The organism is Pseudomonas frederiksbergensis, assembly GCF_035751725.1.
GTDB classification, from domain to species: Bacteria; Pseudomonadota; Gammaproteobacteria; order Pseudomonadales; family Pseudomonadaceae; genus Aquipseudomonas; species Aquipseudomonas frederiksbergensis_A.
This window is the reverse complement of sequence record NZ_CP142104.1, coordinates 3,808,045-3,827,282: the sequence shown is the minus strand read 5'-3', so window position 1 is coordinate 3,827,282 and position 19,238 is coordinate 3,808,045. Positions and strand designations below refer to the sequence as shown.

Below are 19,238 nucleotides of genomic sequence, written 5' to 3'. Positions count from 1 at the left end.
GGACTGCTGCGAAGTTTCTTGAAGAGGCATGGGAATCTGGAGGCGAATGCGAAGGGCGCACAGTTTATCAGGTATAGGACGGCAGCGAATGCCGTCGGCCCTGGACCGATGAGCGAGGCAGCTCGTTGCCTTACTGCGTCACGCCTATGTTGAAAACGGCCCGACTGCTGATTTCCACCAGGCTCAGCGCTCCGTCGGAGAAGGAGCAGCCAGTGTCCACATAGACAACATTACCGAGGCGCGTGACGGTAGGGACTGTTGAATGTCCGACATAAAGCTCGTGGATGCCTGTGATTGGAGTCCGATCCTGCTGTTCGATCTTGTTCCGGGCATACAAGGCTTGCGCCAAGGCTTGTTGTTGGACCTGCTTCCCGAGTTTGCCGGTAATTGCGTCTTTCGCACCTTGCCAATCATTGTTAGGCCCGATCATCGGCGCTTGGGCATGTACGATCCCAATCGTTTTATTTGCCGATAAATCAATCTCGATAATGAGTGGAAGTGCTTGAAGAGCGTTTAGAAGTTGATCTTGGATGGCCAGGTTCAACTCATAGAGCCAGGCTCCGCCGGTGCGGATGTGCCTGGGTTTGTCTCCGCAGCCGCAGATGCCGTCGATCACCATTTGTTCATGGTTGCCGCGCACGGCATGAAACCAGGGCTTTGCGAGCCAATGCAATACGTTCTCGGAGTCGGGACCACGGTCGATGAGGTCGCCCACGGAAAAAACCCGGTCTATTTCGGTATTGAAATCGAGTTTGTCCAGGGCTGTGGCCAGAAGCTCGAAATGTCCATGGACATCGCCCACGACAAAGTCTCGGCCTTGCTCGTTCGGGGGAAAGGAGGCAGTCCGGTGCATGTTGGGTCTTTCGGCAGGTTTGGCTGGCAAGGAATGTACTTCGGGCGCAGATAACTTATGGTCGAGATTGTATCGGCTGTCCAATGCACTTCTTGAAAACCGTTTCCATGGGGGCGAGCATGCAGTTATAAGCCGCGATGTTTGCGCTGATCCATTCGTCTTTTTCGATACCCCACCAACTGATTTCGAACCCGGCGTTCATGATGAGGTGCTCGAACAGGATGCGCTGGGCGCGGCCGTTGCCTTCGCGGAACGGGTGTATGACGTTGATATCGGAATACGCGTCTGCCACGGCGACAATGAGTTCATCCCGGCTCATTTCCTCGAACCAGTTTGCCGCCGCCATCCGAGCAAATATTTTGTTGGCTTCCTTTTCCATGTATTCGGGTTGGCAAAAGCGAGTGTCTTGCTTGGCCATGCCTACGGTCCGTAATTCTCCCGCCCAGTCGAACAAGTCCGCGAACAATGCGTGATGGATATCCTGGAGGTAAGCCAGGCTGTAAGGGGGAAGGCTGAATTCGACATTACTCGCCGCGATGGCCGAGAGCTGTTGTTCGGCTTCGCCCAGGGTGGACTCATCACGGATGTTGAGTTTATTGCGCAGGACCGTGGAGCCGGGATAACAGTAGGCGTCCTCGCCGACGCCATATTTGTCGGGCATCAGGCTCGGGTCTTGGTGAAGGTTTTCAAGACGTCTTCACGGGAAGGCAGCTTGCGTTCGCCGTCCTCGATAGACACTTTGAAACCTTCCAGGCGCAGGCTGGCTGTGTAGTTCGACCTGCGCGTCCTGGCCGCGTAGGCCTTCTTTGTTTCAAGGCTGACAGTGCCCATGGTATGGGACCTCGAATCGTGTGAATGAGCGGATTATAGCCCATCGCGTTGCCGATAAACCCATCAGTGACCATCCGTTCGTGGGCTGGATTGATCAACGGCGCTTGCATCGCGGCCAATCTCCAAATACTGTCTATGCATCCAGTATTCGAGAATCTTCCATGGAGTTGATCGCCAAGCTCGGCATTCTTGCCGACGCCGCCAAATATGACGCGTCCTGCGCCAGCAGTGGTGCCCCAAAGCGTAGTTCGCGTGGTCGGGACGGGCTTGGAGCCACGGATGGCATGGGTATCTGCCACAGCTACACGCCGGATGGGCGTTGTGTATCGCTGCTGAAGGTGTTGTTGACCAATTTCTGCCTGTATGACTGCCAGTACTGCGTCAACCGCCGATCGAGCAATGTGCCGAGGGCGCGTTTCACACCGGAAGAAGTGGTGCGATTGACCTTGGATTTCTACCGTCGTAACTGCATCAGCGGCCTGTTCCTGAGCTCCGGCATTATTCGCTCCGCCGACTACACCATGGAACAACTGATTCGGGTGGCGCGGTTGCTGCGCGAGGAGCATCACTTTCGAGGCTACATCCACCTCAAGACCATTCCCGACGCGGATCCGCTATTGATCGAAGAGGCCGGGCGGCTGGCCGATCGCCTGAGCGTGAATATCGAGTTGTCTTCCGAGGTCAGCCTCAAGCGCTTGGCGCCGGAAAAACAATTGACGACGATTCGCCAGGCCATGGGCACCATCCACGATGGCCAACAGGCGGTGGCCGGCGAGCCACGGGCGCCTCGCTTTGCGCCAGCAGGGCAGAGCACCCAGGTGATCGTCGGGGCCGATGCCACTGACGACCATGCCATCCTCAGCAATGCCGAGTCGCTCTATCAGGGCTACGGCTTGCGTCGAGTCTATTATTCCGCCTTCAGCCCGATCCCCGAGAGTCCCGCCAGTGTGCCGCTCGCCGCGCCACCGTTGCTGCGCGAGCACCGGCTGTATCAGGCCGACTTCCTCATGCGTGGCTACGGTTACAAGGCGGGCGAGCTGTTGAGCACATCCGCCAACCTGGACCTGGACATCGACCCCAAGCTGGCCTTGGCATTGGCCAATCGCGATGTGTTTCCGCTGGATCTCAACCGCGCCGAGCCGGCCTTGCTTGCGCGCATTCCCGGCATCGGCCTGCGCAGTGTCCAGCGCCTGGTGACATTGCGCAGGGAGCGGCGGATTCGCTACGACGACCTGGTGCAGTTGCGTTGCGTGTTGGAAAAGGCCCGCCCGTTCATCGTGACCAGCGATTACCGACCCGCTGACGGCCAGGTGCGCAGCGGCTTGCTCCGAGCGCGTTTGCGCGATCCGCAACGGCCGGTGCAAATGGGGTTGTGGGCATGATTGCGCTCGATTGTGACGACTGTTTCAGCACCTGGCGCAACCAGGCCCGAACACTGCTGGGCCACGGAGTCGATCCCAGCGACGTGACCTGGGTCCAGGGCCCCATGGCCGACCTGCTGGCAGTGCCGGCGCCATTACCGCAAGGCCCGGGACCGTTCCAGACGCGCGTCCCGGCGGGGTTGTCGGATCAATTGGAACAGGCCGGTCGCTACCAGGGCGAACAACGCTGGAACCTGTTGTACGAAGTGCTCTGGCGCGTCGCCCATGGTGATCGCACCGCGATGCTCGCCGGTGATCGATTGGGCAGCGAGTTGCAACGGCGCATCAAGCAGGTCAGCCGCGAAGCCCATCACCTTCACGCGTTCGTGCGTTTCATACCCTTGCCGCCAGCGATCGCCGAACAACTGCAACTGGATCTGGTGGCTTTCCACCAGCCGGCCCACGACATCCTTGAAAGCGCGAGCGGGCATTTTGCCGAGCGGCTGGGCCGGCAGCGCTGGCTGATCGCAACGCCCCGCGACGGCATTCGTTTCGATGGGCATTCGCTGGACTACCGACGCCGTTGTCCCGAGCAATGGCAGCAGTGGGCCCGCCACGCCGAAGACCCCGGCGCGGAATTGTGGCGCACCTATTATCGACACATCTTCAACCCGGCGAGGCTCAACCCCACCGCGTTGCGCCAGCACATGCCGGGGCGGTTCTGGAAGCATTTGCCGGAAGGGGATTTGATACCGCAGTTGGTAGGGCAGGCGCGTCAGGGGAAGCAGAGGGATGGGCAGGCGTTGGAAGTTGGGGAGCGGGTGGGGAAGCGGATAATCGTGGGCAGCGGGGTAGAGGCGTCGGGGTGAAACAGTGCTTCTAGACGGATCCCAAATTTGAGGTCATACCGATGCCTTGGCTTTGCCGGGCTTAGGTGCATCCATCATCTCATGCAACTCTTCAGTGATGGCGGCTAACCGTTGCTCCAAGTCCTTCACATCAGATCGGGTAATACCGTTTGCGTAGGGTTTGATTGTTCGCGCCCTTTAGCGAGCGGTAACGCCCCCTGATCACGCCTCACCTGTGCAAATTCCAAACAAGTCCTGTGCCGCCCACGCTGTGTTCGGGTGCGGGCCATACCCCTAGCATTCCCTTCATTCTCTCCACGAAAGAAGGAACTGCCCATGCAGCGTTTTACCCGTCGTTTCCTTACCGCCTGTGTATTTTCCGGCGTTCTCGCCAGTGCCGGCGCCTCGGCCGAGACTCATCCCACCATCCGCGCAATGTCCGGGGCGGTGCCGGTCAGCCAGTTGCCAGCCGGTAAAACCGCGTTACTGGTGATCGATTTCCAGAACGAATACTTCACCGGTAAGATGCCGATCCCCGACGGCCCGGCAGCGTTGGCCAACGCTCGGAAGCTGATCGAGTTCGCTGATGAAAACAAGATGCCGGTCTACCATGTCCAGCACATTGCGCCCGCCGGTTCGCCAGTGTTTGCCATCGACGGTGAAACGGTGAAGTTTCATCCCGACATACAGCCCAGGGCCAAGGATCCGGTGTTGCAGAAAACCACCGTCAGCGTGTTCGGCAGTACCGATCTGGACAAGCGCCTGAAGGCCGCGGGCATCCAGAATGTGATCGTTTCCGGTCTCATGACGCACGCGTGCGTGGCGGGCGCTGCCCGAGATGCAGCGCCATTGAGCTATAACGTACTGGTGGCGGCCGATGCATCAGCCACCCGTGCGATCACCCGGGTCAACGGAGAGTCGATCGACAAGGACGCCTTGCACAAGGCAGCTCTTGCTGAAATCGAGGATACGTTCGGCGATGTGATGAACACCGCTGAAATCATCAAGCTACCGGTGCGCTAAGCCCCTATGAATCAGATGCTCGCCATGCGCGTGTTTCGCTGCATCGCTGAAGCCCAAGGTTTTTCAGCCGCGGCCGAGCGGCTCGACACCACGCATTCGTCAGTGTCCCGGCACTTGCAACAGTTGGAGTCCGCGCTGGGCGTGCGCCTGATTAATCGCAATACCCGCCGAATGAGCCTTACGGCAGCGGGGGAAAGGTACTACGCAGCGTGCGTGGATATTCTTGACCGAGTCGATGCCGCGTCCCAAGCCGTCGCCTTGGAACACGAACGTCCCTCCGGGCTGCTTCGGATCAGTGCGCCGTTAGTGGTCGGCACGTTGGAGTTGGGGCATTGGTTGCCCGCCTTCCAGGCCCGGTATCCGGACATCCAGATTGATTTGTCTTGCTCCGATCCGTTGGTCGATCTGGTGGCCGAGGGGTTCGATGTAGCGCTACGCATCTGTGGGCCCTTGGCCGACAGCAGCCTGGTCGCCCGGTTGCTCAGTGTTTCGCCGCTGGTACTGGTCGCGGCGCCGGCCTACGTGTTCAAGCGCGGTTTGCCTCGCAGCGTTGGCGAGCTCAACGACCATCGTTTATTGACCTATGGTTCGGCTGACCAATGGACGCCCGCCAGTGCGGAGGGGGAATCGATCACCCTGGACTGTCACGGCACGTTTCATACAGACACCATCACTGCCTTGCACGCTTATGCCCTGGCAGGCGGCGGTATTGCTGCGTTTACCTTGGCGACGGTGCAGGATGACCTGCTGGCGGGGAGGTTGGTGCGGATCCTGCCTGAGCACACCCTTGGGGAACGGCACTACTACGCGCTTTATCCTCACGCCCGACACCTGCCGGCCAAGATTCGAGTGTTTGTAGATTACATGGCGCAATACTACCAAGCGGTTTCAGGCGGGCGAGCTCAATGACGCGCCCTGCAGCGGGTCCCGTCCTTCTCGCCACAGTGGGCCCGCGCGCCGCAGATCAGTCAGTTTTCATGATATCTGCCGGCCTGCGCGCCGCTGCAATGTCCCGCTTGGGGGACGCGCCGAACAGTCGGCTGTATTCACGGCTGAACTGCGAGGGGCTTTCATAGCCCACCTGGTAGGCGGCGCTCGCCACGTCCAGGTGCTCGTTGAGCATCAGGCGCTTTGCTTCGTTCAACCGCAGCCATTTCTGATATTGCAGTGGGCTCATCGCCGTGAGCTGGCGGAAGTGATGATGGAAGGTTGGGGCGCTCATCTGCACGCGCGCCGCGAGATCGTCCACGCGAACCGGCCCGGTGTAGTTCAGTTTCAACCAGTCGATGGCTTTGGCGATCCGGTAACCCTGGCTGTCGACGGAGGCAATCTGCCTGAGCCGCCCGGCCTGGTCGCCCATCAACAACCGATAATGGATCTCACGCTGGATCAGGGGCGCCAGCACCGGGATCGCTTCGGGTTCATCGAGCAGGGCCAGCAGGCGCCCGAACGGCTCGAGAAACTCCTGGGACGCGGTGCCGATTCCCGCACCAATTCCGACGGGACGCTCGACCCGTGGCGCCACGCAACCTTGGGCGACCAGATCCGCCACCATGCGCAAATCGAGGCGCATGACCAGGCCTAGGCAGGGCCGTTCCGGGCTGGCCGCCAGCACCTCGGAGTTCGCGGGCATGTCCAGTGAGGTCATGAGAAAGCGCGTGGTGTCGTACCCGTACGCCTGGCCGCCAATCCACACCTGTTTCACCCCTTGGGCGACGAGGACGATGCTTGGCTCGATCATGCAGATCATGGGCGGGGCAGGGGCGTCGCGGCGGAACAGACAAAGGCCTGCCATTGACGTTCCAAAGTCGCCCGGGCCCGGTGTTCGGTGACCGATGAGGTTGGCGAGCCTCTGTTGGGCCGATCTGTCTTGGGTGGTCATGTCGATATCTGTTGGGTTGAGAGCTATCGGCAGAACCTTACCTTGCCAAGCGAAGCGTTGCCTATGGGCAACAGGCGGGCTCACAGGATCGGGCAAGAACTCCAGCGAAATGTTCTACCGGCCGTCGAAGCCGGTTCGTGAAAATACCCGTGGGATTCAGTTCATGGCGTCATCGTCGCCATCGCGAGCAAGCGTGCTCCCACAAGGGTTTCCGAGCCCTCCAGAAGTTTCAGGATTGTTATGACCTCTACCTCATCACCAGAACCACAGGGCAAGCCTGCGTGGGGCGCTGTGCTTGCCATGTCGTTGGCAGCCTTCGCGCTCGTTGCGTCGGAATTCATGCCCGTCAGCCTGCTGACACCGGTGGCTGCCGATCTCCAGATCACTGAAGGACAGGCCGGCCAGGGCATCGCCGTCTCCGGTGCCTTTGCGTTGGTCACCAGTCTGTTCATCGCATCGATTGCGGCGCGAATCGAGCGCAAGTGGCTGCTTTCGGCGCTGACGTTGTTGATGATCATCTCCGGAACAGTGGCGGCGCTCGCGCCCTGTTACCTGGTTTTCATGGTCGGGCGCGCATTGATCGGCGTTGCGATTGGCGGCTTCTGGTCGCTGTCGGCGGCGACGGCCATGCGGTTGGTGCCGGAGGACAAAGTCCCTCGCGCGCTGGCCATCGTCAACGGCGGCAATGCCTTGGCCACGGTGGTGGCCGCCCCGTTGGGCAGCTTCCTCGGCGCGATAATCGGCTGGCGTGGTGCGTTTTGCTGCATCGTGCCTGTCGCTGTGCTCGCCCTGGCATGGCTGCTGTTCAGCCTGCCTTCGATGCCCAGCCAGGCAAAGCGGGGCGCGGGCAATCCGTTCAAGCTGATGACCCGGGCACCGGTTGCCTTGGGCATGTTGGCAGTCAGCACCTTCTTCATGGGCCAGTTCATGTTATTCACTTACCTGCGGCCGTTCCTGGAGAGCGTGACCCAAGTGGACGTCTCGCTGCTTTCGCTGATGTTGCTGACGATTGGTCTGGCAGGATTGCTTGGCACCTTCCTGATCGGCGCGTTCCTGAAAAAAGGCCTGTATCCCACTCTTATCGTCATCCCGCTGTTGATGGCGGCGATCGCCCTCGGGTTGGTGGGGTTCGGCAGTTCCGCTCCCGTCACGGCCCTCCTGCTTGGTCTCTGGGGCCTGGTGGCCACGGCAGCGCCGGTGGGCTGGTGGACCTGGCTGGCCAGGACGTTGCCGGAAAATGCCGAGGCAGGGGGTGGTTTGATGGTCGCGATCGTTCAATTGGCCATCGCTTCAGGTGCTACGGTGGGCGGCGTTCTGTTTGACGTGAGCGGCTATCGTGCGACCTTTGAAACCAGCGCGGCGGTGCTGGTTGTGGCCGCTGTCCTGACGGTCCTGGCGGCGCGCGCGACGGACCGGCAATCGGCACAAACATCGGCCCCCACGTCATATGGCACCACGGGTTGAGTGAGGAACCGTTGGGCGCCTGCGGTTGGTGGCATATTGATATCTTGGTAAGCTTCAGGCTGGTTATCCACCGAGTTGGTCAGTTGTGTCTACCGAAAGAATTCAACCCTTGGAGCAAGCGCTCCTGGCCGTGATTGCTGCAGCGGGAAAAATGGGCATCAGTTGCGACGCGTTATGCGCCCAAGCAGTGGGTGGGCTGGTGTCTGAACAATACTGGGCCTGGGCGGATGCCCGACACGCAGAGCGGGCCGCCGATGAGATCGACAATGCCCTGGCGATCCTCGTTGGCAAGCCCGCAGGGACGCCGACCAAACGCGGGCCCGATGCGGCATTTGAAACGGCTGCACTCTAAGGCTGGGCGACGCGTTGAATCGCCCGTTTTCGCTTAGAGGCCCAAGCCTTCCTCGATGAGCGACAGGAAAGTGTCTTCATCCAGCGTCACGGGTTCAGGCCTCTGTTGACCGGTTGGGCGCAGATGCCAACGCGACTCGCCATGTTCGCCCACCGTGCGCAGGATGCCGCGTTCCGATCCCTTCATATGGACTTCGATGCATCCCTCGGCACCGGGGGAGAAACGGGCGATCGGGTCGAGGGAGATGCGGCGATGATTGCCCTCGATCAACAGTTGGTCGATGGCGTAGTTGTACGTTGAACCGCTGGAATGGCATTCAAAGACATGGGTGGGGTTGCGCCGGATGACCAGGCCCGCCTCACAAACCGGTGCCAGCCAGCTTTCAACCTGGCGGTACAGCTCGTACACCTGGCCAGGCCAATGTTCGATCGCCAGATCGGCGCAATTGTCGGTGTCGGCCGGCGTGCGTTGGGCCTGCCTCAGCTTTGCCGCGAGTTCGTCTGCCTTGCTCATGTCGATTCCCTGTCTTGGTGATGGGTTGAGCTTAGCTGAAGGGGCTGGGGAGGCTTTTGCGCTGGGTCATGTCGGTTGCAGTGGCGGAGTTGAAACGTCTTCCGAGCGGGAGACAATTGCTCGCATGGCGTTCTAAAAATCATAGCTAATGTACGCCATTGGCTTACCGGCGGAGAATGCTATCGGACGTGACGTCTTGCTTCACCCCAGGACTTGTAACGTGATCCTCCAATGCGGGTCCGGCAGATCAATGTTGGGCCCGAAATGACGGAGCCGTTTGCCCAGAGGCTGCGTCATGTCCTCTGGTCATTCGCTCCGGCATCTCGGGCAACGAAGCCACATGCACGGCGCGGGACGGCATGGCGAAGCGCACGCCAATCCTGGCGAATTCGTCCATCATCCCCAGGTTGATTGCCTGCTGGATATCCATGTAGACGTTGTAGCTGGGGTCCAGCACGATGTAGACCGTTTCGAATTCCAGCGTGCTTTCGCCGAAACCGCGAAAATGCGCGCGGTCGAAGCGGGTTTTTTCCTGGGCCTTGATGATGTTCTCGACGATGGTAGGCACTTGCCGAAGTTGTTCGGTCGAGCATTCCTGGGGCAGGGCGAATTCGAAGACGATTCGGCGCTCCTGCAGGCGCTTGTAGTTCTGGATGGTGGTGCTGATCATCCCGGCATTGGCCATGACGATCTGTTCGCCCCCCAGGCTGCGGATGCGTGTGGTCTTCAGGCCGACATGTTCCACGGTACCGGCCAGCGAACCGACCACGATGAAGTCGCCCACTTCGAAGGGTTTGTCCACGGCAATGGACAGCGAGGCGAACAGGTCGCCGAGAATGTTCTGCACGGCGAGCGCTACGGCGATGCCGCCGACGCCGAGGCTGGCAATGAACGCCGTGATGTTCACGCCAAGGTTGGAGAGCATCGCCAGCAATACCACCGCCCACAGGAACACTTTCGCGCCCCATAGGCTCAAGGTGGCCAAGGCGCTTTTCTGATGGATATCGCTGTGGCTGTGGCGCGCAAAATAATGCATCAGCGCCAGGGCGATCGCTCGGTTTGCCCACAGTCCCACTTGTAGGGCGGCCACCACGAACCACAGGCTGCTGACCCGGCCCAACCAACGTTCCGGCAGGTCCAGAGCGCCGATGCCGATGAGGATCGAGGCCAGCAACAGCAGGGTGTTGCTGGTGCTGGACAGCACCTCCACCGCGATATGACTGATGTAGGCGTCGGGCTTCTGTGCCCGGGCCCGTACGTTCTTGAGCAGGAAACCGATGCCGGCCCTGGCGACGATGAAACTCACCGTCATCACGCTGAGTGCCAGCAACCAGTTGGCGATGGAAATGCCGAGGAGTTGGGTGTCGGTAAAAATTTCGAGGGAGCTTGAATCCATGGGTCGGTTCACCTGTGCCATTGCTGTTCAGGTTGTGCCCTGGCCGATTCAGTGCAAAGGCACGGGCCGGGCCATGAACTTTGTTAGTTCATGCGTGGCTTTGGCCGTTCAACTTTATTGCCGGCCCTGTGGCAGCGTGTGATGGGTGCAGGGGTCTCCGGCAAACGTCGCGCCAGGTCTGTTTCCAACGTCATATTGGCCAGAAGATGCGAGTGTTTTTGGATCCACTCAGCCATCCATCGACTTAGTCCTAAAGGCAAATTGCCGCCCCCCAAACGGTGCGCTAAGCTCCCGATTATTGGGGGCTTTTGAGCGATTCGCTCATGCTTTGCCCTCCCCAGGATTTCGCTTGCCTATCCCCATCCATGATCCGAACCATGCGCCCGGCGGTGCCTTGAAACGCTTGCCGTTGCTCAAGGCCGCGGTGGCGTTCATTGCAGCCGTATGCCTGTGTCTCTGTGGTTTGCTCTTCCTGCAACTGGAGCAATCGCGTCGCCATGACGTGGAGTCGGCGCGCATCGCCTCGGCCAACCTCACCCGCGCCATGGCCCAGCAGGCCCAGGACACGTTCCTGCAAGCCGACCTGGTACTTGCCAGCCTTGCGGACTGGATTCAGGACGATGGGTTCGGTCCGTCGACGCGTCCACGCTTGCACCAGATCTTTGCCCGACGCGTGCAGTCCCTCGAGCAACTGCACGGCCTGTTCCTGTTCGACAAGAACGGCCACTGGGTCGTGACGTCTTTCGAACGCCTGCACAGGGGGCCAGGGGTCGCAGACCGCGATTATTTCAAGTTCCACCAGCAGAACGCCTCGTTGATAGCCCACGTTGGCCCAGCGGTTCCCAGTCGACAGAACGGCGAATGGATCATTCCGGTTTCCCGTCGATTGAATGACCCGAAGGGCAACTTCCAGGGCGTGCTGCTGGCGGGCATCAAGATGTCCTATTTCGATCAGTTCTTTAAGAGCTTCAATATCGACGACCAGGGCGAAATGGCCTTGGCGTTATCCGACGGTACGTTGCTGGCGCGCCGGCCTTTCGATGAAGCACAGATCGGTCGTCCGCTTGCCGATGAGTACGTATACGAGCACCAGCACGCCAGCATGGGTGCCGGCGATACGGATCTTCGCCCATCTTCCGACGGTATCGTCAGGCTACATGGGCACCGGCATTTGCAGGCTTATCCGTTGGTGGTGACCGCCGCGATGTCCGAGCAGGCGATCCTGGCGGGCTGGTACGACAGGGCTTTCCAGTCCAGCCTTATCGTGGCCCTGGTGGTGTTGGGTGTTTGTCTGTTCGGCTGGGTCTTCGTGCGCCAGGTGCGCAACAGCGAGCGGATCGAGGCGGATTTGCGCAAGGCCCAGGAAGCATTGGAGCTGATCGCTACCCACGACAGCCTGACCGGCCTGGCGAATAGGCGGTTGTTCGAACGCGCCCTGGACATCGAATTCGGTCGAGGCGCCCGCCAGCGCAGCTCCCTGAGCCTGATCATGCTCGACATCGATTTCTTCAAACGCTACAACGATACCTACGGGCATGTTGCGGGGGATCACTGCCTGGCGGAGGTGGCCAAGGTGCTCAAGGCCTGCTGCCATCGCAAGGCTGACCTGGCCGTGCGTTACGGCGGGGAGGAATTCGCCGTCTTGCTGCCCGACACCAACCTGCACGGCGCCATGGCATTGGCCGAGCAGATCCGCCGCAGCGTCATCGACAAGCATATAACCCACTCGGCTTCGCCCTCCGGCTACCTGACGGTCAGCCTGGGCTGCTATGCCTTCGTGCCCAGCAGCCTGGACAGTACCGAAGTGTTTATCCAGCGCACCGATGCGGCGCTTTATCAGGCCAAGCACAGCGGTCGCAACTGTGTCGCGGCCTTGTCCCGGGAAGGCGCGTTCGATGCGCTGGAACGTTCCGATCGTTGAGATCCGTTGGAATCATCGGCGACAGCTGACTGTCCATTGCTCATCATGCAGGCGAGGCGTAGGCCCTTTCGTCAAATTTTGTGGGCCCGTCATTTGGCGCGACGGTGGCTGCTAAGGTTAGGAAAACGCAACGGTCGAATGCACTCGACGCGGTGATGCTTGCACGACGAAGCCCGCGGGCCGAAAGGATAGGAGCAGGTCAATGGATACCACTGCCGATACCCCCCCTGATGTCTCCCGTCATACGCCAATCACCCGTCGCCTGGTGGCGGCCCTCGGCGGGCTGTTCGTCCTGGGTGTGCTGGTAGCCGTCGCCGCGCTGTTCAATATTGCGCAAAAGCTGGATGCGCAAGACGTGGACGAGACTCGCTTCTACATCGAGCGTGCCCTCGATAATCGCATCACCGCCTCGAAAAACTACATCACCAGCTACGCGTTCTGGACCACTGCCTACGAGCACCTCAACGCCGAGGTCAATGTGCAGTGGGCCTATGCCGACCAGAACATGGGCAAGACCCTGTTCACCAATGATGAATACGAGGGTGTGTTTGTCATCGACCGGGAACGCACCAAATATGCCGTCGTGCGGGGGCAGCATGTGCAGGCAGAGGCGGCGGCCTATATGGACGCGCCGCTGAAGAAACTCGTGGACGAGCTCCAGGCGCAACCCGACCTGACGAGGCCGATGATCCGCTACACCTTGTTCGAGGGCTGGCCGGCTGTCGTCACGGCTTCGGTGATCGTGCCCAACGACGAACGTCCCCAGGTCGACGCAGAGGGGACATCGATCCTGCTGTTCGTCGACCAACTGACACCGGTGAAGCTGCGCAAGCTGGGCAAGGGCTACGGCCTGACCGACTTGAACCTCGTGGAAGACGCCACATTGGCGCCCGACCAGCCGGCGGTGCCGCTGGACAATACCGGCTACAGCCTGGTCTCGCGACTGGAGCGGCCGGGCCAGCAACTGCTGTGGTCGCTCGCGCCACCGTTGGGAGGCGCGCTGCTGATCCTGGCGTTGCTCACCGTTTATTTCTTTCGCTATGCCATGCGCACGGCTCGACAGGTGGATGCCAGCTACGACAGCCTGGAAAGGTCGAAACAGGCGCTTGAGGCCAGTGAAGAGCGCTTTCGCGCCGTGGCGGAGGCGGCGTCCGACTGGATATGGGAAATCGACAGCCAGCAACGCATCACCTACCTTTCGGGTCGCTTCAACACCGTTACCGGGTTCTCCGACCAGCAGTGGCTGGGTCAGGAGATCGAACAGTTGCTGTATTGCGATACGTTGCCGATTGCCTCCTGGCTGGGCAACCTGGTCGAAGAACAGAACGCCAGCAACCTGCGTTGCTCTTACCGAGATCATTCCGGGCAATTGCGATTCTGTCGGGTGTCGGCACGGCCGATCCACGACAAGGCGACCGTGACGGGCTATCGTGGCACGGCCAGCGACATCACCGATGAGGTAGCTGCCCACGCTCAGGTCCAGCATTTGTCGCTGCATGATGCGTTGACCGGACTGCCGAATCGCAACAAGTTGGCGCGCCATCTGGACGACGCGTTGATTGCCAAGGAGCATTCCGCGCCATTGGCCCTGCTGATGGTGGACCTGGACAATTTCAAGCCGATCAACGATTCGCTGGGCCATCCGGCGGGCGATGCGGTGTTGCTGGAAGTGGCCCAGCGCCTGCGCGACAGTACCCGCGAACAGGACCTGGTGGCGCGCCTGGGAGGGGATGAGTTCGTGGTGGTGCTCAGCGGCGTGGAGCACACCTCGGAAATCGACCGATTCTGTACGCGGCTGATCGACAGCCTGCAGCAACCGATCCACTACGAGTCTCATTCCTTGCACATTGGCGCGAGCATCGGCATCGCCGTGAGCCGACGCCAAGGCTACCTGCCGGGCGAGTTGATCCGCTGCGCCGACATCGCGCTGTACCAGGCCAAGTCCGAGGGCAAGAAGACCTGGTGCTATTTCGCCTCGCACATGAACGATCAGATCCAGCATCGTCGCCAGCTGGAAAGCGACCTGCGCCAAGCGGTGAAAAACAACGAATTCATCCTGCATTTCCAGCCACGCTACACCGTCGACGGTCGGGAGATCGTCGCGGTCGAGTCGCTGGTACGCTGGCAACATCCAACCCAGGGACTGTTGGGCCCCGATGCCTTTATCCCGCTGGCCGAGCAAACCGACCTGATCGTCCCGCTCTCGCGCTGGGTGCTGCGCGAGGCATGTGAAACCGCGCTGACCTGGCCGGGAACGCTGATGGTTTCGGTCAATCTGTCACCGGCGCAATTCGAGCGCAGTGATGTCGTCGAGGATGTGCGCCAGGTATTGATCGAAACCCACTTCCCGGCGAGTCGCCTCGAACTGGAGATTACCGAAAACGTCATGCTGAACGACGTCGATGGCGCACTCCAGGTGATGAATGCGCTAAAGGAGTTGGGGGTGCGCTTGAACATGGACGACTTTGGTACCGGTTACTCGTCCCTCGGTTATCTGCGCACGTACCCGTTCGATGGCATCAAGATCGACAAGCGCTTCATTGCCTCGATGAGCAACAGCAGTAACGACCGGGCGGTGGTCCAGGCGATCATCAACCTGGGCAAGGCAATGGGCTTGACCGTCACGGCGGAGGGCGTGGAAACCCTGGCGCAGTTGGGTTCACTGGGCACGGATGAGTGCCACGAAGTCCAGGGCTATTTCCTCAGCCGGCCCATCGACAAGCAGGCATTCGCCGACCTGCTCGAAAGCGGCCAGTCATTCTCGCGAACCGGTTCCTGAGCGATGGTTGCAACCCGTGGGGCCTGTCGCCGGTCACAACTAAGTCTTGGCATTCAGGAAATTTTCGCCCATGAAGAACCTGCGGATTGCGACTTTCAACATCAACGGCATTCGGGCACGGCTACCTAACCTGCTGGAATGGCTGGAGCGGGAAAAACCCGACATTGCCTGTCTGCAGGAGCTCAAGGCGGCGGACAAGGATTTCCCGGCCGCGGAGCTGGAGTCGGTGGGATACGGATCGATCTGGCATGGCCAGGCGTCGTGGAACGGTGTGGCGATCCTGGCCCGCGATGCGCAACCTTTGGAGAGCCGACGCGGCCTGCCAGGAGGAGAGGATGACAGTCACAGCCGTTATCTGGAAGCAGCGGTGCATGGCGTCCTGGTGGGCTGCCTCTACCTGCCCAATGGCAATCCCCAGCCAGGTCCGAAGTTCGACTACAAGCTGGCCTGGTTCGAACGCCTGATCGAGTATGCGCAGGCACTCCAGGCGAGCGACCATCCGGTGGTATTGGCCGGGGACTACAATGTGGTGCCCACCGACATGGATATCTATAACCCGCGCTCCTGGCTCAAGGACGCGCTGCTGCAGCCTGAAAGCCGTGAGTGTTATCAGCGGTTGCTGGACCAGGGGTGGACCGACTCCTTGCGTCATCTCTATCCGCAAGAGCGGATCTACACGTTCTGGGATTACTTCCGCCAGCACTGGCAAAAAAACTCTGGGCTGCGCATCGACCACCTGCTGCTCAACCCGGTGGCCAGCGCCTACCTGAGCGATGCGGGCGTGGATGCCTGGGTCAGGAACCAGGAGCATCCCAGCGACCACGCGCCGACCTGGATCCGGTTGTCTTCGCGAAAGCGGCGTTGAGGGTTCGAGCGGGCCAACCCTCGTCAGATTTGTCCGTAGCAGGGAAATGCCTTATACCTGCCCAATTGCAGCGAGCTAACCGAAAGCCCTGCCTCCTGACAGGAAAGGATATCCCCCATGAGCCAATCTCGACTGAGCGATACCGGTCGCTACCTGCGACGCCTGGGTTTCGACACGGCGCCGCCTCCCACGCTGGATACGCTGCGCCAGCTTCAATGGCGCCATACCGCCGAGTTTCCCTTCGAGACCCTCTCGACGCTGCTGCGCCAGCCTGTGCCCATCGATCTGGAGACGGTCGAGCGAAAGGTCTTTGAACAAGGTCGTGGCGGTTATTGCTATGAACTCAATCAGTTGTTCCTGGCATTGTTGCAGGCGCTGGGCTTCGATGCCCGAGGCATCACCGGACGCGTCGTGATGAACGCACCGGAGGGCGCCTGGCCCGCGCGTACCCATCGCTTGAGCGTGGTGACGCTGGATGGGGTGCGCTATGTCACCGACGTCGGCTTTGGCGGCATGGTGCCCACCGCGCCGCTCTTGCTGGACAACCGCGATGTCCAGCCCACGCCTCACGAACCGTATCGCATCGACATCAGCCAGGACGGCTACATGTTGCGCGCCGAGGTCGGCGATGAATGGCGCCCGATGTACCTCTTCGACCTGCAACGCCAGGAGGAAATCGACTACATCGTTGGCAATTGGTATGTCTGCTCCCACCCTGAATCGCCATTCATGGGCAGGCTGATGGTCGCCCGCACAGGTGAGGGAATTCGCAAGACGCTCAATGGCAACAGCTATGCCGTGCACCGGATTGGACACGAAAGCGAACGACGCACCATCAGCGACGCCGATGAGCTGATCGCGCTGCTGGAAACGGAGTTCGGCCTCACCGTACCGCCCCGGGAATTACTGCGGCCCGCGATTAAAGAACTTTTGGCATGATGTTCTGACCGTTTTGGTTTAGGAATTGCAATCCCTGTTCGTCACGCTTGCGCAACAAGTTGTATACAACTCTATGGACATTTGTCCTGAGTTTTGAATACAGTGTGCGCATAACAAAAAACAGGGAATCCCCGAACCATGAAAACGCCCCATGTTTCACTCCCACGGCCCGAGGACGAAAACCTCGGCGTCGGCGCGAATATGGCTTACGGCCTGCAACATGTGTTGACCATGTACGGTGGCATCGTCGCGGTGCCCTTGATCATCGGCCAGGCGGCCGGGTTGTCCGCTGCCGACATCGGTCTGCTGATCGCTGCTTCGCTGTTCGCAGGAGGGCTGGCGACGTTGTTGCAAACCCTCGGCCTGCCATTTTTTGGTTGCCAACTGCCACTGGTCCAGGGCGTTTCGTTTTCTGGTGTCGCGACCATGGTTGCGATTGTCGGCACCGGTGGAGAAGGGGGTTTCCAGGCCATCCTCGGCGCGGTAATCGCCGCTTCCTTGATCGGCCTGCTGATTACCCCGGTGTTTTCCCGCATCACGCGTTTTTTCCCACCCTTGGTTACCGGCATCGTGATCACCACCATCGGCCTGACATTGATGCCCGTGGCGGCACGCTGGGCAATGGGCGGGAACAGCCATGCACCGGATTTCGGCAGCATGGCCAACATTGGCTTGGCCGCCGTGACCCTGGTACTGGTGCTGGTGCTGAGCAAGATGGGCAGCGCGACGATTTCCCGGCTATCGATCCTGTTGGCGATGGTCATCGGTACGGTCATCGCGGTGTTTCTTGGCATGGCGGATTTTTCATCGGTGGGTGAGGGCCCGATGTTCGGCTTCCCGACACCGTTTCACTTTGGCATGCCGACCTTTCATATCGCCGCAATCCTGTCGATGTGCATCGTGATCATGGTGACGCTGGTGGAAACTTCGGCCGACATCCTCGCGGTGGGGGAGATCATCGACACCAAGGTCGACTCCCGGCGCCTGGGCAACGGCTTGCGGGCCGACATGCTGTCGAGCATGATCGCGCCGATTTTCGGGTCGTTCACCCAGAGCGCCTTTGCCCAGAACGTTGGACTGGTGGCCGTGACCGGGATCAAGAGTCGTTTCGTGGTGGCAACGGGCGGCGTGTTCCTGGTGGTGCTCGGGCTGTTGCCGTTCATGGGGCGGGTGATCGCCGCCGTGCCGACTTCAGTGCTCGGCGGCGCCGGTATCGTGCTGTTCGGTACCGTCGCCGCCAGCGGTATCCGCACGCTGTCGAAGGTCGATTATCGCAACAACGTCAACCTGATCATCGTCGCTACCTCCATCGGCTTCGGCATGATCCCGATCGCCGCGCCGAACTTCTACGACCATTTCCCGAGCTGGTTCGCGACGATCTTCCATTCCGGCATCAGTTCGTCGGCCATCATGGCCATCGTGCTGAACCTGGCCTTCAACCACTTCACCGCCGGCAACTCCGATCAGCAATCGGTATTCGCCGCCGGCACCGAACGGGTGCTGCGTTATCAGGATCTGGCGGCGCTGCGCGAGGGGGATTATTTCAGCGACGGCAAATTGCACGACTGCGACGGCAATGAGATTCCCGTGGTCGCCGCGCCTGACCATCCGACCGCAGAACATGGCCCGGTGCGATTGAAAAGCAGCGAGCACGTCTAGACCCTGCAACGGGCATTTTGACCCAATAAAAAGCAGCCTGTGATCATCGATCACAGGCTGCTTTTTTGTTCAGCTCAAGGGGCACTGTTTACCATCGGCCGTAGTGCCCACGTGGCGGACCGTAGTAATAGCCCCTCGGAGGGCCGTAATACACCGGGGCCGGGCGATAGTAGATCGGTTGCTCGATATACACCGGCTGCGGTTGGTAGTAGACCGGTGGAGGCTGCTGCACATAGACCGGCTGTGGCTGCACGTAGACCGGTTGCTGGACGTACACCGGCCGGTCACGGTTGATGAGCGCGGAGCCGACAATGGCAGAGCCGACGATGGCACCGAACACTGCGGGCCCCTCCCAACCACCGCGGCCATGGGCGGATGCCTGGCCGGTGACCGCGAGTGCCCCCACGAGCAGGGCGATGATGGGGAGTTTGCGTTTCATGGCGTTTCCTCGTTCCGGCCCCGGCGCCTGTGGCCTGTAGCAGACCCGAGTAGGGGCGCGGGGATACTTGCTCTGACAGCGATTTTCCCAGGATTTTCGACGCCGTTGGGTAA

18 protein-coding genes are annotated in these 19,238 nt (G+C 60.5%); 11 read left to right on the top strand and 7 right to left on the bottom strand.

Annotation, left to right across the window (positions count from 1 at the left end; genetic code table 11):
• Nucleotides 1-130 precede the first annotated feature (130 nt).
• From VQ575_RS16950 to VQ575_RS16940, 3 genes are read right to left on the bottom strand one after another with little or no spacing between them, the layout of a single operon-like run.
• Nucleotides 131-853 (bottom strand): metallophosphoesterase, encoded by a 723-nt coding sequence (locus VQ575_RS16950; RefSeq protein WP_039589107.1) that lies wholly within the window; start codon nucleotides 851-853, stop codon nucleotides 131-133.
• 55 nt (nucleotides 854-908) lie between these two features.
• A complete protein-coding gene (locus tag VQ575_RS16945) occupies nucleotides 909-1,514 on the bottom strand; it encodes a putative adenosine monophosphate-protein transferase Fic (protein ID WP_039589108.1) in 606 nt (201 codons plus the stop codon).
• Complete coding sequence (locus VQ575_RS16940) at nucleotides 1,514-1,684, bottom strand: YhfG family protein (protein WP_152668422.1); 171 nt, start codon at nucleotides 1,682-1,684, stop codon at nucleotides 1,514-1,516. Before VQ575_RS16940 ends, VQ575_RS16945 begins: the two co-directional genes overlap by 1 nt.
• Before the next feature lie 161 nt (nucleotides 1,685-1,845).
• On the opposite strand from VQ575_RS16940, the gene VQ575_RS16935 reads away from it, so the two are divergent.
• The 4 genes from VQ575_RS16935 to VQ575_RS16920 all read left to right on the top strand — a co-directional run bounded on the left by VQ575_RS16935 (nucleotide 1,846) and on the right by VQ575_RS16920 (nucleotide 5,825).
• The gene (locus tag VQ575_RS16935; RefSeq protein WP_325918020.1) at nucleotides 1,846-3,066 is read left to right on the top strand and encodes a putative DNA modification/repair radical SAM protein; all 1,221 of its coding nucleotides are present in this window, start codon (nucleotides 1,846-1,848) and stop codon (nucleotides 3,064-3,066) included.
• Nucleotides 3,057-3,914, top strand: a complete 858-nt coding sequence (locus tag VQ575_RS16930; RefSeq protein WP_198723103.1) for a TIGR03915 family putative DNA repair protein — start codon at nucleotides 3,057-3,059, stop codon at nucleotides 3,912-3,914. The genes VQ575_RS16935 and VQ575_RS16930 overlap by 10 nt, the downstream gene beginning before the upstream one ends.
• Before the next feature lie 315 nt (nucleotides 3,915-4,229).
• Complete coding sequence (locus VQ575_RS16925; RefSeq protein ID WP_039589111.1) at nucleotides 4,230-4,916, top strand: cysteine hydrolase family protein; 687 nt, start codon at nucleotides 4,230-4,232, stop codon at nucleotides 4,914-4,916.
• Between the two features lie 6 nt (nucleotides 4,917-4,922).
• Entirely contained in the window at nucleotides 4,923-5,825 is a 903-nt protein-coding gene (locus tag VQ575_RS16920) for a LysR family transcriptional regulator (protein WP_325918018.1), read from the top strand.
• A gap of 55 nt (nucleotides 5,826-5,880) precedes the next feature.
• On the opposite strand, the gene VQ575_RS16915 is transcribed toward VQ575_RS16920, so the two are convergent.
• Nucleotides 5,881-6,798 carry an AraC family transcriptional regulator gene (locus tag VQ575_RS16915; protein WP_325918017.1) on the bottom strand — a complete coding sequence of 306 codons (918 nt, stop codon included), beginning with the start codon at nucleotides 6,796-6,798 and terminating at the stop codon, nucleotides 5,881-5,883.
• Between the two features lie 240 nt (nucleotides 6,799-7,038).
• Here VQ575_RS16915 and VQ575_RS16910 point away from each other — a divergent pair, with 240 nt between their 5' ends.
• Together VQ575_RS16910 and VQ575_RS16905 are read left to right on the top strand one after the other, a co-directional pair.
• Entirely contained in the window at nucleotides 7,039-8,262 is a 1,224-nt protein-coding gene (locus tag VQ575_RS16910; RefSeq protein WP_325918015.1) for an MFS transporter, read from the top strand.
• A 109-nt stretch (nucleotides 8,263-8,371) separates the two neighbouring features.
• Nucleotides 8,372-8,614 (top strand): hypothetical protein, encoded by a 243-nt coding sequence (locus VQ575_RS16905; protein WP_198725559.1) that lies wholly within the window; start codon nucleotides 8,372-8,374, stop codon nucleotides 8,612-8,614.
• A gap of 33 nt (nucleotides 8,615-8,647) precedes the next feature.
• Here the strand turns inward: VQ575_RS16905 and VQ575_RS16900 are convergent, their stop codons facing one another.
• Both VQ575_RS16900 and VQ575_RS16895 read right to left on the bottom strand, forming a co-directional pair.
• Nucleotides 8,648-9,127 (bottom strand): hypothetical protein, encoded by a 480-nt coding sequence (locus VQ575_RS16900; RefSeq protein ID WP_325918013.1) that lies wholly within the window; start codon nucleotides 9,125-9,127, stop codon nucleotides 8,648-8,650.
• Nucleotides 9,128-9,374: 247 nt separating this feature from the next.
• Entirely contained in the window at nucleotides 9,375-10,523 is a 1,149-nt protein-coding gene (locus VQ575_RS16895; RefSeq protein WP_325918012.1) for a mechanosensitive ion channel family protein, read from the bottom strand.
• A 349-nt stretch (nucleotides 10,524-10,872) separates the two neighbouring features.
• Between VQ575_RS16895 and VQ575_RS16890 the strand changes: the two genes are divergently transcribed.
• The 5 genes from VQ575_RS16890 to VQ575_RS16870 all read left to right on the top strand — a co-directional run bounded on the left by VQ575_RS16890 (nucleotide 10,873) and on the right by VQ575_RS16870 (nucleotide 18,686).
• Nucleotides 10,873-12,444, top strand: a complete 1,572-nt coding sequence (locus tag VQ575_RS16890; protein ID WP_039589116.1) for a sensor domain-containing diguanylate cyclase — start codon at nucleotides 10,873-10,875, stop codon at nucleotides 12,442-12,444.
• Nucleotides 12,445-12,646: 202 nt separating this feature from the next.
• The gene (locus VQ575_RS16885) at nucleotides 12,647-15,223 is read left to right on the top strand and encodes a bifunctional diguanylate cyclase/phosphodiesterase (RefSeq protein WP_039589117.1); all 2,577 of its coding nucleotides are present in this window, start codon (nucleotides 12,647-12,649) and stop codon (nucleotides 15,221-15,223) included.
• Nucleotides 15,224-15,293: 70 nt separating this feature from the next.
• Nucleotides 15,294-16,088, top strand: coding sequence for an exodeoxyribonuclease III (gene xth / locus VQ575_RS16880; RefSeq protein ID WP_039589118.1), 795 nt, complete (start codon nucleotides 15,294-15,296; stop codon nucleotides 16,086-16,088).
• Between the two features lie 117 nt (nucleotides 16,089-16,205).
• Entirely contained in the window at nucleotides 16,206-17,027 is an 822-nt protein-coding gene (locus tag VQ575_RS16875; protein ID WP_039589119.1) for an arylamine N-acetyltransferase family protein, read from the top strand.
• Between the two features lie 138 nt (nucleotides 17,028-17,165).
• The gene (locus tag VQ575_RS16870) at nucleotides 17,166-18,686 is read left to right on the top strand and encodes a nucleobase:cation symporter-2 family protein (RefSeq protein WP_039589120.1); all 1,521 of its coding nucleotides are present in this window, start codon (nucleotides 17,166-17,168) and stop codon (nucleotides 18,684-18,686) included.
• 88 nt (nucleotides 18,687-18,774) lie between these two features.
• Here the strand turns inward: VQ575_RS16870 and VQ575_RS16865 are convergent, their stop codons facing one another.
• The gene (locus tag VQ575_RS16865; protein WP_039589121.1) at nucleotides 18,775-19,125 is read right to left on the bottom strand and encodes a hypothetical protein; all 351 of its coding nucleotides are present in this window, start codon (nucleotides 19,123-19,125) and stop codon (nucleotides 18,775-18,777) included.
• Nucleotides 19,126-19,238 lie beyond the last annotated feature (113 nt).

What these genes read in the sequence shown, in the direction of transcription:
- VQ575_RS16925 (WP_039589111.1), top strand. Translation starts at nt 4,230, where the DNA reads ATGCAGCGTTTTACCCGTCGTTTCCTTACCGCCTGTGTATTTTCCGGC.
- VQ575_RS16910 (WP_325918015.1), top strand. Translation starts at nt 7,039, where the DNA reads ATGACCTCTACCTCATCACCAGAACCACAGGGCAAGCCTGCGTGGGGC.
- VQ575_RS16920 (WP_325918018.1), top strand. Translation starts at nt 4,923, where the DNA reads ATGAATCAGATGCTCGCCATGCGCGTGTTTCGCTGCATCGCTGAAGCC.
- VQ575_RS16945 (WP_039589108.1), bottom strand. Translation starts at nt 1,514, where the DNA reads ATGCCCGACAAATATGGCGTCGGCGAGGACGCCTACTGTTATCCCGGC.
- VQ575_RS16940 (WP_152668422.1), bottom strand. Translation starts at nt 1,684, where the DNA reads ATGGGCACTGTCAGCCTTGAAACAAAGAAGGCCTACGCGGCCAGGACG.
- VQ575_RS16870 (WP_039589120.1), top strand. Translation starts at nt 17,166, where the DNA reads ATGAAAACGCCCCATGTTTCACTCCCACGGCCCGAGGACGAAAACCTC.
- VQ575_RS16885 (WP_039589117.1), top strand. Translation starts at nt 12,647, where the DNA reads ATGGATACCACTGCCGATACCCCCCCTGATGTCTCCCGTCATACGCCA.
- VQ575_RS16895 (WP_325918012.1), bottom strand. Translation starts at nt 10,523, where the DNA reads ATGGATTCAAGCTCCCTCGAAATTTTTACCGACACCCAACTCCTCGGC.
- VQ575_RS16875 (WP_039589119.1), top strand. Translation starts at nt 16,206, where the DNA reads ATGAGCCAATCTCGACTGAGCGATACCGGTCGCTACCTGCGACGCCTG.
- VQ575_RS16950 (WP_039589107.1), bottom strand. Translation starts at nt 853, where the DNA reads ATGCACCGGACTGCCTCCTTTCCCCCGAACGAGCAAGGCCGAGACTTT.
- VQ575_RS16900 (WP_325918013.1), bottom strand. Translation starts at nt 9,127, where the DNA reads ATGAGCAAGGCAGACGAACTCGCGGCAAAGCTGAGGCAGGCCCAACGC.
- VQ575_RS16865 (WP_039589121.1), bottom strand. Translation starts at nt 19,125, where the DNA reads ATGAAACGCAAACTCCCCATCATCGCCCTGCTCGTGGGGGCACTCGCG.
- xth (WP_039589118.1), top strand. Translation starts at nt 15,294, where the DNA reads ATGAAGAACCTGCGGATTGCGACTTTCAACATCAACGGCATTCGGGCA.
- VQ575_RS16935 (WP_325918020.1), top strand. Translation starts at nt 1,846, where the DNA reads ATGGAGTTGATCGCCAAGCTCGGCATTCTTGCCGACGCCGCCAAATAT.
- VQ575_RS16915 (WP_325918017.1), bottom strand. Translation starts at nt 6,798, where the DNA reads ATGACCACCCAAGACAGATCGGCCCAACAGAGGCTCGCCAACCTCATC.